Origin of the sequence: Burkholderia sp. BCC1998, assembly GCF_905339875.1 — a bacterium.
In the GTDB taxonomy this organism is placed as follows: Bacteria; Pseudomonadota; Gammaproteobacteria; order Burkholderiales; family Burkholderiaceae; genus Burkholderia.
Window position 1 is genome coordinate 191,084 of record NZ_CAJPHE010000011.1, and the last position, 17,120, is coordinate 208,203.

Here is a 17,120-nt window from a genome sequence, read left to right on the forward strand (position 1 = left end):
GAGTAAGCGCTGAAGCGCTAACTCTGCTCGAGAGGAGGAATTGGATGAGTCAGGCAGGACTGCGTGCTAATCGCACCAGTGACGTTGAGGCAACCATCTCACATGATTCGACGGGCCACACGCTGCATCGTGGCCTGACTTGGAAAGACGCATTCTGGGTGACGAGCGGCGTGCCGGCAGGCGTGCTGTTCACGATCGGCGGCGTATGCGCGACGATCGGCCAGCCCGCGTGGGCGATCTGGATCGCCGCGATCACGATGGGGCTGATTCAAAGCGCGACTTATGCGGAAATATCGGGACTATTTCCCCATAAATCGGGCGGCGCGTCGGTATACGGCGCGATCGGCTGGGTCCGTTACAGCAAGCTGATTGCCCCGGTTTCCGTGTGGTGCAACTGGCTCGCGTGGTCGCCGATGCTCGCGCTCGGCTGCGGCCTCGCGGCGAGCTATGCGCTCACGAGTCTCTTTCCCGCCGACGCGGCGGTGCTGCACTGGCAGTTCAAGGTTGCGGATCTCGGGTTCATCAAGTCCGGTCTTTCACTGCGGATCAACGCGACGTTCATCATCGCGACGATTCTGCTTCTCATCACGTTCAAGCTTCAGCACAGCGGTGCGTCGAAAGCCGCGCGTACGCAGCGCATTCTCGGCATCGCGTCGCTCACGCCGCTGCTGATCGTCGGCATCGTGCCGTTCGTCACCGGCGACGTGCCGATGTCGAACCTGCTTCCGCTGCTGCCGCTCGGTCATGACGCTCAAGGCAACCTCACGACCGCGACCTTCGGTTCGTGGAACGGGCAGGGCGTGACGATGGCGCTCGGCGCGATGTTCATGGCCGGCTGGGCGTCGTACGGCTTCGAAACGGCGGTCTGCTACACGCGCGAATTCCGCGATCCGCGTCGCGACACCGCGAAGGCGATCTTCTGGTCGGGCGCGCTGTGCCTCGTCGTGATGACGCTCGTGCCAATGGCGTTCCAGGGCGCGCTCGGCACGCAGGCGATGCTCGATCCGGCGATCGGCGACGGCACCGGCGTCGCGGCCGCGATGGCGAAGATCGTCGGTGGCGGTGCATGGGTCGCGAACGCGGTCGTCGTGATGCTGATGCTGTCGATCCTGCTGATCGTGATGACGTCGATGATGGGCTCGTCGCGCACGCTGTACCAGGCATCGGTCGACGGCTGGCTGCCGAAGTACCTGTCGCACGTGAACGAGCACGGCTCGCCCACGCGCGCGATGTGGACCGATCTCGGCTTCAACCTCGTGTTGCTGATGATGTCGGACTACATGACGGTGCTGGCGATCTCGAACGTCTGCTACATGCTGTTCGTATTCCTGAATCTCCAGTCGGGCTGGATCCACCGAATGGACCGCGGCAACTGGGATCGGCCGTTCCGCTGCCCGACCTGGCTGCTCGTCGCCGGCTCGGTCTGCGGCTACGCGAACCTCGTCTATGTCGGCGCGGGCGCGAACCTGCAGGGCGAAGGCACGCTGCGCAACGGGCTGATCGCGATGCTGCTGATCGTGCCGGTGTTTCTCTATCGTCACTACTGGCAGGATCGCGGCCGTTTCCCCGCGCAGATGCAGCGTGACATGGAACTCGAAGTGCCGAAGCGCGCGATGTGGCTGAACCTGATGCCGTATGCGGCGCTGGTCGGCGCAGCGCTGACGATCTGGCTGTCGTACTACTTCGCGTGGGTCAAGTAAGCATCTGAACGCGGCACGCGCGTCGCGCGGCGAACCCGGACACCGCACCCGGGGCCGTTGCGCGACGCGTCGAACGCAACGCGATAAAAAACCCGACCGGCAGGTGCTGCCGGTCGGGTTTTTTGTTGGCTGTGCGCCGAACGGATGCGCTTACGGAAACACCACCGTCCGGTCGCCATTCAGAAACACGCGCCGCTCGATGAACGCCTTCACCGCGCGCGCGAGCGTGATGCACTCGACGTCGCGGCCCACCGCGAGCAATTGCTCGGGACGCAGCGCATGATCGACGCGTTCGACCACCTGCTCGATGATCGGGCCTTCGTCGAGATCGTCGGTCACGAAGTGCGCGGTCGCGCCGATCAGTTTCACGCCGCGCGCATGCGCCTGGTGATACGGCTTCGCGCCCTTGAAGCCGGGCAGGAACGAGTGATGGATGTTGATCGCGCGGTTCGCGAGCTTCGCGCTGGTTTCCTGCGACAGCACCTGCATGTAGCGCGCGAGGATCACGAGTTCGGCGCCGCTCGACTCGAAGAAGTCGAGCCACTGCGCTTCCTGCTGCGCCTTGGTGTCGGCCGTGATCGGGAAGTGGCGGAACGGCAGCCCGTGCTGCGTGGCGAGCGGTTCGAAGTCCGGATGGTTCGACACGATGCCGACGATGTCCATCTTCAGTTCGCCCATCCGCCAGCGGAACAACAGGTCCGCGAGGCAGTGCTCGAGCTTCGACACCATGATCAGCACCTTCGGGCGCGCGTTCACGTCGTGGATCGCCCATTGCGTGTCGCCGTCACCGCCGCCGCCGAGCGCGGTCGCGATCGGACCGAACTCCTGGCGCAGCGCGTCGATCTGCAGCGTCTCATCCGTCGGATGAAACACGCAGCGCACGAAGAAATGGTTGCTGAGATCATCGTCGAACACGTTCAGCGCATCGACGTAGCAGCGATGGCGCTCGAGAAAGCCGACGACGGCGGCGACCTGGCCGGCCGCGCTCGGGCACGACAGCGTCAGGACGAATTGATCGGGGCGTGAGTCGGCGGTCATGAGATTCCTCGGATGTCAGGGAACGCAACGCGCGCGGCGGCGCGACGGGGCGCCACGCTACGCAGGTAGCGGGAGGCTCAAGTAAATCAGGACGATTTGGGCGCGGATAGAACCAACCCGCCGTGTGGCTGGTATCGGCGCGCCAGCGCGGCGGGGCGGTGGCGAGGCTCGAGGCGGCGGTTTTGGGGACGCTGGGCGGGGTGTCGGGCGGGGCGGGCGCGGCTGGTCCAGCGAGCGTCAGGCGGTGCAGCCGTAGCCGGTCCAGCGAGCGTCAGACGGTGCAGCCGCAGCCGGTCCGGCGAGCGTCAGGCGGCGCAGTCGTAGCGGCTCCAGCGGGCGTCAGGCGGTGCAGGCATAGCCGCTCCATCGGACGTCAAGCGGGCAGGCGCAGCCAGTCCAGCGCGCGTCAGATGGGACAGCCGCAGCCGCTCCAGCAAGCGTCAGGCAGCGCTCCGCCGGCCAGCCGCCCGCTCAAGCCGGCGCGCACGCGTCCAGCAGCCAGCGCCGGAACACATGTGTCGCGTCCGGCTCAGGCCGCTGCGGCGGCCGCACGAGGAAGTAGCCGCGCGACGTGACGACGGGTGCGTCGACGAGCTTCACGAGCTGCCCGGATGCGACGAGCTCGTCGACGAGCGGCGACCAGCCGAGCGCAACGCCGTCGCCGAGCAGCGCCGCGTGGATCACCAGCGCATAGCTGTTGAAGGTCACGCCGCGCGCGGCGGCCGGCGCGTCGAGGCCGTGCGCGTCGAACCAGCCGGCCCACGACAGCCAGCGTTCGGGGCGCGTCGCCTGCACGTGCAGCAGCGGCAGCGCCTGCAGGTGCTCGGGCCGCGCGACGTGCGCGTGCGCGGCGCGGAACGCCGGCGAGCAGACGGGCGTGACCGATTCGGGAAAGAGTCGCGCGGCCGTGCACGACGGCCAGTGGCCGTCGCCGAACAGAACCGCGATGTCGGCGTGGTCGCGCTGCGCGTCGTAATCCTGCGAGGTGACGACCCGCACGTCGACGTCCGGCATCACGCGCTTCAGGCCGGAGAGGCGCGGCATCAGCCAGTAGGTCGCGAAACCGAAATCCGTGACGATCGTGAGCGCGCCGTGCTCGCGGCGCGTGCGCAGCGTCGCGGTGGCGCCGCGCAGCGTGTCGAGGCTCAGCCGCACGGCTTCGTACAGGCACTGGCCGTCGCTCGTCAGCGTGACGCCGCGCGGGCTGCGCTCGAACAGCGGCACGCCGAGTTCCGCTTCGAGCTGGAACACCTGCTGGCTCACGGCCGGTTGCGTCGAGCCGAGCTCGCGCGCGGCGGCCGTGAAGCTCTGGAGACGGGCGGCCGATTCGAACGCGCGCAGCGCCTGCATCGACGGTAACGGTTCGGATTTCGACATAAGTCTCTCTAATGGCCTCATAAGGGCCGGACGCCTTCCCGCGCGAATTCGGGCGGGGGATAGTGCTTCGGACGGCACGGCGCCGCGCCGGGCCTTCCGCGATTCTAGCCAGTCGCGACCGGTGCGCGCGGCACTTTCTTCAGGCTGCGTCCGTCATGCCGGCCGTGTCGCCGCCCGAGCGTCGCGCCGCTCCATTCGAACACCGATTTCCCCAAGACCGCCGATGACGAACCCGACTCCCAACATCCTGATCCTGATGGCCGACCAGCTGACGCCGTTCGCGTTGCCGGCTTACGGCAACCGCGTCGCGCGCACGCCGACGCTCGACCGGCTCGCCGCGCAAGGCGTGGTGTTCGACGCCGCGTATTGCGCGAGCCCGCTGTGCGCGCCGTCGCGCTTCTCGCTGCTGACCGGCAAGCTGCCGTCGGGTATCGGCGCCTACGATAACGCCGCCGAATTGCCGGCGCAAACGCTGACTTTCGCGCACTACCTGCGCGCGGGCGGCTACCGGACGATGCTGTCCGGCAAGATGCATTTCTGCGGACCCGACCAGCTGCACGGCTTCGAGGAACGGCTCACGACCGACATCTATCCGGCCGACTTCGGCTGGGTGCCCGACTGGGACCGCCCGACCGAGCGGCCGAGCTGGTATCACAACATGAGTTCGGTGCTCGAGGCCGGCCCGTGCGTGCGCACGAACCAGCTCGATTTCGACGACGAGGTCACGTTCGCGGCGAAGCAGAAGCTGTACGACGTCGCGCGCGAGCGCGCGGCCGGTCATGACGCGCGGCCGTTCTGCATGGTCGTGTCGCTCACGCATCCGCACGATCCGTACGCGATCACGCGCGAATACTGGGATCTGTACCGCGACGACGAGATCGACATGCCGGCCGTGCGGCTCGATGCGCAGCAGAGCGATCCGCATTCGCAGCGGCTGCGCTTCGTCTGCGAAAACGACCGCACGCCGCCGACCGACGCGCAGATCCGCGCCGCGCGCCGCGCATACTACGGCGCGACGTCCTATGTCGACGCGCAATTCGGCAGCGTGCTGGCCGCGCTCGAGCAATGCGGCTTCGCCGACGACACGATCGTGATCGTCACGTCCGACCACGGCGACATGCTCGGCGAGCGTGGGCTCTGGTACAAGATGACGTTCTTCGAAGGCGGCTGCCGCGTGCCGCTGATCGTCCACGCGCCGGGCCGCTTCGGTGCCGCGCGCGTGCGCGGGCCGGTGTCGCACGTCGATTTGCTGCCGACGCTCGTCGACCTCGCCGGCGCGGCGCCGGCCGGCGGCTGGCCGGACCCGGTCGACGGCGCGAGCCTCGTGCCGCATCTGCAAGGCGCGCCCGCGCACGACGTCGCGCTCGGTGAATACCTCGCGGAAGGGGCGGTTGCGCCGGTCGTGATGATCCGCCGCGGCGACTGGAAATACGTGCATTGCCCGGCCGATCCCGACCAGCTCTACAACCTCGCCGACGATCCGCGCGAGCGCACGAACCTGGCCGGCCTGCCCGAAGCCGCCGGCGTGCTCGCCGCATTCCGCGAGGAGGCCGCGCGCCGCTGGAACCTGCCGGAACTCGACGCGCAGGTGCGCGCGAGCCAGCGGCGGCGCCGCTTCCATTACGCGGCGACGACGCAGGGCCGCATCCAGGCGTGGGACTGGCAGCCGTTCACCGACGCGAGCCAGCGCTACATGCGCAATCACATCGAACTCGACACGCTCGAAGCGATGGCGCGCTTTCCGCGCGTCGGGCGCTGAGCGAGCCGCAGCGGACATTGACGAACGACGGAGGAAGCGAATCATGAAACGGCAATGCAATGCAGCAATCCGGAGCCTGGGCACCGCGCTCGCCGCGGCCGCATGCGTGGTGGCGATGCAGCAGCCCGCGCGCGCCGCCGACCCGCAGACGTGCCGCGACGTGAAGATGGCGGCGCCCGGCTGGACCGACATCGACGCGACGAACGCGATGGCCGGTGTCGTGCTGAAGGCGCTCGGCTATCGGCAGGACGTCGCGAACCTGTCGGTGCCGATCACTTACCAGGGCTTGAAGAAAGGGCAGGTCGACGTGTTCCTCGGCAACTGGATGCCCGCGCAGGCGCCGCTCGTGAAGCCGTTCGTCGACGAGAAGTCGATCGACGTGCTGCACGCGAACCTGAACGGCGCGAAGTTCACGCTGGCCGTGCCCGACTACGTCGCGGCGGCCGGCGTGCACACGTTCGCCGATCTCGCGCGCTACGCGGACCGCTTCGGCGACAAGATCTACGGGATCGAGCCCGGCGCGCCCGCGAACCAGAACATCAAGCGGATGCTGTCCGACCATGCGCTCGGCGCGGCGAACTGGTCGCTCGTCGAATCGAGCGAGACGGGGATGCTCACGCAGGTCGAGCGCGCGGTGCGCGACAAGCGCTGGATCGTCTTTCTCGCGTGGGAGCCGCACCTGATGAACACGAAGTTCAAACTGACCTACCTGTCGGGCGGCGACGCGTATTTCGGCCCGAACTATGGCGGCGCGACGGTCAACACGGTCACGCGCGCGGGCTTTGCCGGCCAGTGCGCGAACCTCGCGCGGCTGTTCAGGCAGATGACGTTCTCCGTCGACGTCGAGAACCGGATGATCGCCGACATGCTCGACCACAAGACGTCGCCCGCGCTCGCCGCGCAGCATGCGCTGAAGGCCGATCCAGCGCTCGTCGAAGCGTGGCTCGACGGCGTCACCACGGCGGCCGGCGCCCCCGCGTTGCCGGCCGTGCGCGCGGCCCTCGACGCCCGCTGACCGCCTCCGGGCGGCCGGTTTTTCGCCGCGCCGCCCGCCTCCGTGTTTTCCCGAACGGTCGCATCGAGACCATTTGGTGTCGCCTTCAGACGGGTGACATGAAATATGGGTTTGTATTTTTCGCCAATGGCTGCGTTATTGCGGAAAACGAAATGCCGAAGCCAGCGGACGTACCGAATTCGAATCAGCCGGCGTATTGCTGTGCGCGCCAGGCCACGGTTCTTTCCATCGAAGGGTTCAGGGAGGGTGGTCGACAATGAAGCAAAAGAAAGTTGCCGTAGCAGCCGCGCTGGCATGCGCGGCCTGTATTCCCGCCATCGGCCACGCGCAGAGCAGCGTGACGCTGTACGGGATTCTCGACGCGGGCATCACGTACGTGAACAACACGGGCGGTTCGCACGTGGTCAAGTTCGATGACGGCGTGTCGTACGGGAACCGCTTCGGCCTGAAAGGCACGGAGGATCTCGGCGGCGGCCTGAAGGCCGTGTTCGCGCTCGAGAGCGGTTTCCACCTCGGCAACGGGCAGCTCGGCTTCGGCGGGGCGGAGTTCGGGCGGCAGGCTTATGTCGGTCTCCAGAACGATTGGGGCACGCTGTCGTTCGGCAACCAGCTCGACATCACCAACGAGCTCGTGTCGATCTACAACATCTCGGCATGGGGCAGCGGCTACGCGATCCACCAGGGCGACTTCGACCGCTTCAACGGCGACCGCCTGCCGAACTCGGTGAAGTTCCTGTCGAACGACCTGAACGGCGTCAAGTTCGGCGCGATGTACTCGTTCGGCAACGTCGCCGGCAACTTCCACCGCAACAGCGCATGGAGCGCGGGCGCGAGCTACACGAAGGGCGACTTCTCGATCGGCGCCGCGTACACGCGCCTGAACAACCCGAACGGCATCTACGCGTTCGACCCGTACGCGATGATCGGCACGCATACGTTCCTCGGCCAGCAGACCGTCACCGTCGATCCGGCGACCGGCGCGCGCACCGACCTGTTCGCGAACACCGCGATGGACGTCGACAGCCAAGGCACGTTCGGCGTCGGCACGAGCTACACGATCGGCAAGCTGACGCTCGACGCGAACTTCTCGTACACGACGATCAAGGGTTTCGGCCAGTCGTCGCACATGCAGGTGTATGAAGGCGGCGGCTTGTACCAGTTCACGCCGGCGCTCAGCCTGATCGCGGGCTACCAGCACACGCGCTTCGAAGGCCACCACTGGAACCAGGGCACGGCCGGCCTGCACTACCTGCTGTCCAAGCGCACCGATGTGTACATCTCCGGCGATTACCTGCGCGCGTCGCAGGGCGTCGATGCGGTGATCGGCTACAGCTTCACGCCGTCGACGACGCAGACGCAGGCCGACGTGCGGATCGGGATGCGGCATTCGTTCTGAGCAGGGTGAGGTAGTTTTTTCGACGTCTTCAGCGAGGTCTCTCTTTGGCGCGAACCGTGGTTCGCGCTTTTTTTTGTTCGTCGCGGCATGCCGGGGAACGCGGCGGGCACGTCACCGAACCGCCGGGGCCGCGGGCCGGCAGGGTTTTCATCAGGACATCCGGGGCGCCGCACGATCCATCATGGAGAAAGCACTGTCGCAGCCAACCGCCGGAGGACGCACCGTGACTTCCGATCCCACTCCCACGACCGCCTTCGTGTTCGCCGGCGGCGGCAGTCTCGGCGCGATCGAGGTCGGCATGCTCCGCGAGCTGGTGGCGTGCGGTGAACGGGCCGATTGCGTCGTCGGCGCGTCGGCGGGCGCGATCAATGCCGCCTATTTCGCCGGCAGGCCGGATGCGGACGGCGTCGCGATGCTCGCCGCGCTGTGGTGCAGGATCCGCCGCCAGGACGTCATGCCGTTTTCGATGCGCAGTCTCGTCGCGATGCTGCTGCGCAACCGGCCGCATCTGGTCGAGGCCGATGCGCTGCGCCTGCTGCTGGAAACGAACCTGCCGTACCGGCGGATCGAACAGGCCGCGTTGCCGCTCCACATCGTCGCGACCGACGTGCTGAGCGGCGCGGAGGTCGTGCTGTCCGCCGGCCCGGTCGTGGATGCCGTGCAAGCCAGCGCGGCGATTCCCGGCGTGTTTCCGTCGGTTCGCATCGGCGACGTGGAGCTCGTCGACGGCGGCGTCGCGAACAATACGCCGATCTCGGTTGCGATCGCGCTCGGCGCCAGGCGGATCGTCGTGCTGCCGGCCGGGTTCGCCTGTGCGTTGCGCGTACCGCCGCGCAGCGCGATCGCGCACGCGACGCACGCGCTGACGCTCGTGATCGCGCGGCAACTGGTGCGCGATCTGGAGCTGTACGCGGCACACGCGCAAATCCATGTCGTGCCGCCGCTCTGTCCGCTCGAGGTGTCGTCATACGATTACTCGCAGTGCGCGCAACTGATCGACAGGGCCGCGGAACGCACGCGCGCATGGATCGATGCGGGCGGGCTCGCGCAGTGCGCGATTCCCGGCCAGTTGCGCGAGCACGATCACGCCGCGGCGCTGTCGCATTGAAGGTTGCCCGCGCCGCGTACAAACTCATGAACGCAGAACGCAGAACGCAGAACGCAGAACGCAGAACGCAGAACGCAGAACGCAGAACGCAGAACGCAGAACGCAGAACGCAGAACGCAGAACGCAGAACGCAGAACGCAGAACGCAGAACGCAGAACGCGGAACGCGGAACGCAGAACGCAGAACGCAGAACGCAGAACGCAGAACGCGGAACGCAGAACGCAGAACGCAGAACGCAGAACGCAGAACGCAGAACGCAGAACGCCGGCCCTCTCTACCCGGAAATCGGCTAAAGACATTTTTGCGCGATGCGGCGCGGTTCGGCGTTGCATTGTGCCGCGCGGTGCGTGCAATGCATGGCGGCCGAATCGGCATCGGCATCCGATAGCCATCCGGCAAGGTTTCGGCGGTTGAAGCTATCATCGCGCTTTGGCCGCATCGCGTATCGGCGATCGCCGGCCTTCCCTCCACGACGTCTCGCCGATGACCACCCCGTTACCCGAATCCACTTCGCCGTCGCCGTTACCCGCCAACCTGTTCCGCCACACACCGTTCCAGCGCTTCTGGGGCACGCGCGTGATGTCGTCGCTCGCTTTCCAGATCCTGTCGGTCGCGATCGGCTGGTACGTCTATGCGCTCACGCACAGCGCGTTCGCGCTCGGGCTCGTCGGGCTTGCGCAGTTCGTGCCGATGTTCGCGCTGACGCTCGTCGTCGGGCAGGTGGCCGACCGCTACGACCGCCGGCGCATCGCGACGATCTGCCAGGGCGTCGAGGCGCTGGCCGCCGGCGTATTCCTGTTCGGCGCGGCGAAAGGCGGGCTCACCGCCCCGGGCGTGTATGCGCTGGCCGCGATCGTCGGCACCGCGCGTGCGTTCGAATCGCCGTCGGTGTCGTCGCTGTTGCCGGCCGTCGTGCCGCGCAGCGACCTGCCGCGCGCGACCGCGCTGTCGACGTCCGCGAACCAGGCCGCGCAGATTCTCGGGCCCGCGTTCGGCGGGGTGCTGTATGGCGTCGGCGCGCCCGCGGCATTCGGTACGAGCGTCGTGGCGTTCGCGATCGCGGCCATCCTGAGCGGCACGATTCCGCTGCGCAGTGCGCCGCCGGCGCGCGAACCGGTCACGCTGCGGTCGGTGTTTTCCGGCATCGCGTTCATCCGGCGCGAACCGGCGATCCTCGGCGCGCTGTCGCTCGACCTGTTCGCGGTGCTGTTCGGCGGCGCGACCGCGCTGCTGCCGATCTACGCGCGCGACATCCTGCAGGTCGGCCCGTGGGGGCTCGGCGCGTTGCGCGCGGCGCCGGCGGTCGGCGCGCTCGCGGGCACGCTGTGGCTCACGCGCTTTCCGCTGAAAGGGCGGCCGGGCCGCGCGATGTTCGGCGGCGTGATCGCGTTCGGCATCGCGACGATCGTGTTCGGGCTGTCACGCAATTTCGTGGTGTCGCTCGTCGCGCTGGCGGCGCTCGGCGCATCGGACGTGGTGAGCGTCGTCGTGCGCCTGTCGCTCGTGCAGCTGCGCACGCCCGACGACATGCTCGGCCGCGTGAGCGCGGTCAACTCGCTGTTCATCGGGACGTCGAACCAGCTCGGCGAATTCGAATCCGGCGTGACGGCTGCGTGGTGGGGTGCGCCGGTGGCGATCGTCGTCGGCGGCGCGGCGACGATCGCCGTCGCGCTGACATGGATGCGGTTGTTCCCGACCTTGCGGAACATGACGTCGCTGGAACGCGATCATTGAGTCGACGCCAGCGGGGCGATGCGTTTACCGTTCACGGGAAACCGGCCTCATGCGTCGCAATTCATTTCAAATTGCTTTCTTGTTTCAATCGAATTCCAAACGGCATTCGGCCTGGATAATCATCTGAACAATCAATCCGGCGACTGTCGTTTCGCGTGATGCGAGGTATCGGAGCTGAAAGCGGTGCGCGTCATCGAGCGCGCCGAGGATGAAATCCGAAAAGAGGCTGATACTTCAGTGCCTTGCTGCACAAGGCTCCCAGCCCTAAATTTGTCAGACTGAATATCCCGATCAATTACAAAAGCCATTCATATAATTACATAAAACTTTCCGTAATTTTTCGAAACATCGTTCTTCCGTATGACGAAGCGGGTATCGATTGAAACGAAAAGAAATATCTGGAATGATACCGATTCTCATTTTCATGACCGCGGCGACGACTGCGCTGCCGGTCACTCGTCAACCGTAGCCAGCTAGTGTCGCCGTCGGTCTGATCGTCGGCGGCCAGCGAGCCAGCGTATCCGTGCCTCGTGCGCGCGTCGCCGCGCGTCCACGCGGGGCGGTTTCAAATTCCGACTGGATTTTCATGCCGAACAAGACCCCGTTCGCGAGTGCGCTCGCGCTGGCCTTTGCTTTGCCTATCGCTTCGCCTGCATTCGCGCAGGGCACGAGCGCCGAATCGGCGCCGGCCGTCACCGCGAAACCGGGTAATGCGACGCCGGCCGCGAGCGACACGCTGCCGACGGTCAACGTGTCGGGGCAGGCCGTGCATCAGGATTTCCAGGCCGAGCGTTCGAGCGTCGGCGCGAAAACCCCCACCGCGCTGCGCGACATTCCGCAGTCGGTCACGGTGATCAACAAGGCGCTGCTGGAATCGCAGGGGCTCACGTCGTTCCAGGACGCGCTGCGCAATGCGCCGGGCATCACGATCGGCGGCGCGGAAGGCGGGCAGATCGGCAACAACATCAACCTGCGCGGCTTCACCGCGCAGAACGACATCTATCTCGACGGCTTCCGCGACCGTAACCAGTACTACCGCGACACGTTCGATCTCGATTCGGTCGAGGTGCTGTACGGCCCGTCGTCGATGCTGTTCGGGCGCGGCTCGACGGGCGGCGTGATCAACCAGGTGTCGAAGAAGGCGAACCTGAAGCCGTCCGCGGAAGTGTCGACGACGATCGGCACCGACGACCACTACCGCGCGAGCGTCGACCTGAACCGGCCGCTCGGCGCGACCTCCGCGTTCCGCATCAACGCGTTCGGCCAGTCGCTCGGCTCCACGCGCGACGTGATGAAGAACAAGGACTACGGAATCGCGCCGGAGCTGCGCTTCGGCGTCGGCACGCCGACGGAGATCACGCTGTCCGCGCTGATCCAGCACAACTACGACATGCCGGACTACGGCGTGCTCGCGGTCAACGGCCATCCGGCGCCGGTATCGAAGCACACGTTCTACGGCCTCACCGACGACCGCACGATCCAGGACGTGCAGACGGTGTCCGCGCGCATCGATCATCGCGTCAACGACGCGCTGACGATCAGCAACCGCACGTCGTTCTCGCACTCGATGACCGATGCGCGCGAGACGGCCGCGAACGCGGTGCTGACCGGGCCGCTCGCGTCGAGCACCGCGCTCGCGAACGGCAACTACACGTCGTTGCCGATGTCCGCGCTGTACGTGAAGCTCGCGAGTCACGATCGCGTGATCGAAAACCATTCGGTCGACAACGACACGATGGCGCATTTCAAGTTCGACACGGGCTTCGTGAAGCACGACCTGATCGCGGGCGTCGAGGTCGGGCACGACAGCTACACGAACCAGGCGTACACGCGCAGCGGCCTGCCAATCCTGTCGTTGATCGATCCGGCCTATCTGTCGTCGAGCGCGTCCAACGCGACGCAGACGCCGGCCAACCACGCTGAATCGGGTGCGACGACGCTCGCCGCGTACATGAACGACACGGTGTCGATCGGCCGCGACTGGAAGTTCGTCGGCGGGCTGCGCTGGGATCGCTTCCAGGCGCATCTCGCGAACACGGTGAGCGCGCCGGGCTACGCGTCGCAGACGAACTATTTCACGAGCGTGCGGGCCGGCGTGATCTACCAGCCGACCGAATCGCAGTCGTACTACTTCTCGTACGGCACGTCGTTCAACCCGTCGCTCGAGACGCTGACGGTCACGAACAACACGCAGAACCTGTCGCCGGAACACACGAAGTCGTACGAGGTCGGCGCCAAGTGGGATCTGCTGAACGACAACCTGTCGGTCACGTCGGCGCTGTTCCAGCAGGAGAAGAGCAACGCGCGCACGCTGACGTCGACGGGTGAATACCTGCTCGAGGGCGACATTCGCGTGCGTGGCTTCCAGGCGAGCGTGACGGGCCACATCACGCCGAAGTGGCAGGTGTTCGGCAGCTATACGTACATGAACGGCGTGATCCTGAGCGCGCTCGACGGCACCCAGGGCAAGACGCTCGCGAATACGCCACGCAACACGTTCACGCTGTGGACCACGTATGCGTTCACGCCGCACTGGGAAATCGGCGGCGGTCCGACCTACATGTCGGGTCGCTACGCGGCGAACACGAACTACGTGCAGGTGGGCGGCTATACGCGCTGGGATGCAACGGCCGCATATCACGCGAAGCAGTGGGACCTGCGCCTGAACCTGCTGAACCTGACCGACAAGTTCTATTACGATGCGCTGATCCAGTCGGACGGCGGCCGCGCGGTGCCGGGCGTCGGACGCACGTTCCTCGCGACGCTCGACTACCGGTTCTGACCGCACGCGTGCGATCGCCGCGTCATTCGATGAAAAAGGTGGAACGATGCTTGTACACATCCCGAACGTGCTGACACCCGAGCAGGTGCGCACGGTGCGTGACCGGCTCGACCAGGCGGGCGACGCGTGGGTCGACGGCCGCGCGACGGCCGGCTACACGGGCGCGCCGGTCAAGCGCAACCAGCAGATCGCCGAGCATGCGCCGATTGCGCGCGAACTGGGCGACGCGATCCTCGCCGCGGTCGAGCGCAATCCGCTGTTCATCAGCGCGGCGCTGCCGAACCAGGTCTATCCGCCGCTCTTCAACCGCTACGAAGGCGGGATGACGTTCGGCAGTCACGTGGACGGCGCGGTGCGCGTGCTGCCGAACGGCGTGAAGCTGCGCACCGACGTGTCGGTCACGCTGTTCCTGTCCGCGCCGGACGAATACGACGGCGGTGAACTCGTGATCGAGGACGCGTATGGCGTGCAGCAGGTCAAGCTGCCCGCGGGCGACATGATCGTCTATCCGGCGACGAGCCTGCACCAGGTCACGCCGGTCACGCGCGGCGTGCGCGTCGCGAGTTTCTTCTGGGTGCAGAGCCTCGTGCGCAGCGATGCACAGCGGGCGCTGCTGTTCGACATGGACACGGCGATCCAGCGGCTCAACGCCGGCGGCGCCGATACGCAGGCGTGCCGCAGCCTGGTCGGCTGCTACCACAATCTTCTGAGAATCTGGAGCGAGACGTGAGCGTTGCCGATCCCATCGACATCGACGCGGCATCCGCGTCCCGCATCGCGCCGGGCATGCGCCCGGCCGGCTCCGGCGGCGCGCGTTCGCGCCGCGGCACCTTCATCAAATGGCTGCGCAAGGTGCACGGCTGGGTCGGCCTGTGGGGCGCGGCGCTCGGCCTGCTGTTCGGCACGACGGGTTTCCTGCTGAATCATCGTGCGCCGCCGCTGCGCATCCAGACCGGCGCGCCGCGCGTCGAGACGTTGCGGCTCGGCGTGCCCGATCCGCGGCCCGCGTCACCGCGCGCGCTCGAGCAATGGCTGCGTGCGCAACCGGATCTGTATCTGCCCGAACGCATGGGCCGCGTGCAAAAGGAGCCCGCGCATCCGGTCGCATGGGGCGACCGCGAAACCGTGCAGCCCGAGCACTGGCAACTCGTGTTCGCGTCGCCGCATGAAAACGTCGCGGTCGACTACTGGGTCGGCAGCGACACGATGACGCTCAAGCGTACCGGGAACGGCACGCTCGCGTGGCTGACGAACCTGCACAAGGGCGTCGGGACGAGCATCGGCTGGGTGCTGCTCGTCGATACGCTCGCGGGCGCGCTGATCCTGCTGTCGCTCACCGGCGTGCTGTTGTGGACGGAACTGAACAAGCGCAAGACGATCGGCGTGGTGCTCGTGATCGGCTCGATCGTCGCGATCGTGTGCGCGGCCGGCGCATAAGCGCATAACGGCTACCGGTCAGACGCCGGCGTCGCGCGCGACCTGTACGGCCGTGCCGTAGCAGATCACTTCGGTGACGCCCGACCCGATCTCGGTCGAGTCGTAGCGCATCGCGACGATCGCATTCGCGCCGAGCTTGCGCGCGTCGGCGAGCATCTTGTCGAACGCTTGCTGGCGCGCCTTCTCGCACAGCGACGTATAGAGCGTGATGTTGCCGCCGAAGATGGTTTGCAGCGCCGCGCCGAACGAGCCGACGATCGAGCGCGAGCGCACGATGATGCCCTGCGCGACGCCGAGCGAGCGGACGGTCGTGTGGCCGGGCAAATCGAACGCGGTCGTGACGCGCTCGGGCGAGAGGGCGTCGACGGAGCGGGAGAAATCGGTCATGGCGGAGCACCGTGGTGCGGAAGTGGTCGAACGACGATTCTATCCGGAACGGGAAACGCGCTCGACCGGGCGCGCATGATGCACGCGCCCGCCCGGGTGGCTCGAGCCGGTCAGCGCTTGACGGTCGTGCTGCCGTCGCCGCCGAGATCGACCGCATACGCAAGCGCCAGCTTGCCGAACTTCAGCGCGTGGTTAGCCTGCCGGTCCGAATTCTCCAGCGTGTCGTTCACGGTATGGATATAGGGACTGTCGTTCTGGTCGGCCTCGAACGGGAACGACGCCGGATAGCCTTGCGCATGCCACGACGCGTGATCCGAGCACGCATAGCCGCATTGCGACGTGCCGATCGCGAGCTCGGGCAGGTAGGTCTTCGCGAGGTTCGTCAGGTAGGTGTTCTGCGCGGCGTTCGTGTAGTCGGTGATCAGGTAGATGTCTTTCGGATCGCCCTGGTAGTTCGTCATGTCGAGCTGCAGCACGCCGACCACGTTCGCGTTCTGCGTGCGGAACTGCTTCGCTATCGCCTTCGACCCGAGCAGGCCGGCTTCCTCGGCCGCGTAGCCGACGAACTTGATCGTCCGTTTCGGCCGGTAGCCGTTCGCGAGCAGCACGCGCAGCGCTTCGGTCAGGCTGGCGATACCGGACGCATCGTCGTCGGCGCCGGGTGAGCGCGTGTTTTCCGTCGTGCGGCCGACCGTCGAATCGAGGTGGCCGCCCAGCACGATCGTGCCCGCGGCCGGATCGCTGCCGCGGATCGTCAGGATCACGGACTTCTGCGGAAAGCCGGCATGCGTGAACTGCTCGACGGCGATATCGGGTCGCGAGCCGGCCAGTTGCCGCCACTGCAGCGCGAGCCAGTCCGACGCGGCGACGCCGTGCGACGTCGTGTAGTAGCGGTTCGTGAAACCGGACAGCGACGTGATCGTGCCGACGATGTTGCTGGCCTGCAGTTGCTGGATCCAGGTCTTGATCTGCGGCGCGTTCGATAGCTGGTAGGCGGGCACGGCCGCCTGTTTCGCGAGTGCCGCGGGTACCGGCTGCAAAGCCTGCCGTGCGTCGTCGAACGAGTCGTGCACGATGTAGCCGGGCCCGTGGCCGCGCGCATGGTGGACCGCATGGGCGAGTTCGCCGAGTCGTGAATCGTCGATCTCGACGATATGCACGGTTTCGCGGCGCACGGCGCCGTCGGCCGTCTTGCCGGTGTCGACCGCCGTGCTGTACTGGGCGGTTGCGCTCGCATCGATGCGTTGAAGCTGGCGGAACGCGGTGTCGCCGAGCGTGATCCACACCGGCGTCGCGTGCGCGGCGGCGGTCAGCAGCATGCCGCCCAGCGCGGCGCTCAGGCGGGTCAATGTCAGAGTAGGCATGTTCGATCTCGTGAGGATGGCGA

The 17,120-nt window shown here is 66.8% G+C and carries 13 protein-coding genes; 9 read left to right on the forward strand and 4 right to left on the reverse strand.

Translation table 11 applies throughout. The features are described from left to right. Window positions 1-44: 44 nt before the first annotated feature. Window positions 45-1,700 carry an APC family permease gene (locus U5A56_RS20490; RefSeq protein WP_044844354.1) on the forward strand — a complete coding sequence of 552 codons (1,656 nt, stop codon included), beginning with the start codon at window positions 45-47 and terminating at the stop codon, window positions 1,698-1,700. A gap of 150 nt (window positions 1,701-1,850) precedes the next feature. Here the strand turns inward: U5A56_RS20490 and purU are convergent, their stop codons facing one another. Both purU and U5A56_RS20500 read right to left on the reverse strand, forming a co-directional pair. After that, window positions 1,851-2,738 carry a formyltetrahydrofolate deformylase gene (gene purU, locus U5A56_RS20495; protein ID WP_124485154.1) on the reverse strand — a complete coding sequence of 296 codons (888 nt, stop codon included), beginning with the start codon at window positions 2,736-2,738 and terminating at the stop codon, window positions 1,851-1,853. A 471-nt stretch (window positions 2,739-3,209) separates the two neighbouring features. Beyond that, window positions 3,210-4,136, reverse strand: coding sequence for a choline sulfate utilization transcriptional regulator (locus U5A56_RS20500; RefSeq protein WP_321924257.1), 927 nt, complete (start codon window positions 4,134-4,136; stop codon window positions 3,210-3,212). Between the two features lie 202 nt (window positions 4,137-4,338). Between U5A56_RS20500 and betC the strand changes: the two genes are divergently transcribed. From betC to U5A56_RS20540, 8 genes are all read left to right on the forward strand, one after another. Next, window positions 4,339-5,874, forward strand: coding sequence for a choline-sulfatase (gene betC / locus U5A56_RS20505; protein ID WP_124485156.1), 1,536 nt, complete (start codon window positions 4,339-4,341; stop codon window positions 5,872-5,874). Window positions 5,875-5,917: 43 nt separating this feature from the next. Beyond that, the gene (gene choX, locus U5A56_RS20510) at window positions 5,918-6,889 is read left to right on the forward strand and encodes a choline ABC transporter substrate-binding protein (RefSeq protein ID WP_321924260.1); all 972 of its coding nucleotides are present in this window, start codon (window positions 5,918-5,920) and stop codon (window positions 6,887-6,889) included. Window positions 6,890-7,145: 256 nt separating this feature from the next. Continuing rightward, a complete protein-coding gene (locus U5A56_RS20515; protein WP_321924262.1) occupies window positions 7,146-8,285 on the forward strand; it encodes a porin in 1,140 nt (379 codons plus the stop codon). 223 nt (window positions 8,286-8,508) lie between these two features. Continuing rightward, window positions 8,509-9,393, forward strand: coding sequence for a patatin-like phospholipase family protein (locus U5A56_RS20520; protein ID WP_321924263.1), 885 nt, complete (start codon window positions 8,509-8,511; stop codon window positions 9,391-9,393). Window positions 9,394-9,876: 483 nt separating this feature from the next. Further along, the gene (locus tag U5A56_RS20525) at window positions 9,877-11,127 is read left to right on the forward strand and encodes an MFS transporter (protein WP_321924265.1); all 1,251 of its coding nucleotides are present in this window, start codon (window positions 9,877-9,879) and stop codon (window positions 11,125-11,127) included. Between the two features lie 586 nt (window positions 11,128-11,713). Beyond that, window positions 11,714-13,909 (forward strand): TonB-dependent siderophore receptor, encoded by a 2,196-nt coding sequence (locus U5A56_RS20530; RefSeq protein WP_321924267.1) that lies wholly within the window; start codon window positions 11,714-11,716, stop codon window positions 13,907-13,909. A 46-nt stretch (window positions 13,910-13,955) separates the two neighbouring features. Further along, entirely contained in the window at window positions 13,956-14,639 is a 684-nt protein-coding gene (locus U5A56_RS20535; protein ID WP_124492195.1) for a Fe2+-dependent dioxygenase, read from the forward strand. A gap of 56 nt (window positions 14,640-14,695) precedes the next feature. Further along, window positions 14,696-15,346 carry a PepSY-associated TM helix domain-containing protein gene (locus U5A56_RS20540; RefSeq protein ID WP_415749191.1) on the forward strand — a complete coding sequence of 217 codons (651 nt, stop codon included), beginning with the start codon at window positions 14,696-14,698 and terminating at the stop codon, window positions 15,344-15,346. A gap of 18 nt (window positions 15,347-15,364) precedes the next feature. Here U5A56_RS20540 and U5A56_RS20545 read toward each other — a convergent pair whose 3' ends face one another. Both U5A56_RS20545 and U5A56_RS20550 read right to left on the reverse strand, forming a co-directional pair. Next, window positions 15,365-15,733 (reverse strand): YbjQ family protein, encoded by a 369-nt coding sequence (locus tag U5A56_RS20545; protein ID WP_321924271.1) that lies wholly within the window; start codon window positions 15,731-15,733, stop codon window positions 15,365-15,367. Between the two features lie 110 nt (window positions 15,734-15,843). Next, window positions 15,844-17,097: a M20/M25/M40 family metallo-hydrolase gene (locus U5A56_RS20550; RefSeq protein ID WP_321924273.1), complete on the reverse strand. Its 1,254-nt coding sequence runs from the start codon at window positions 17,095-17,097 to the stop codon at window positions 15,844-15,846. Window positions 17,098-17,120: the final 23 nt, after the last annotated feature.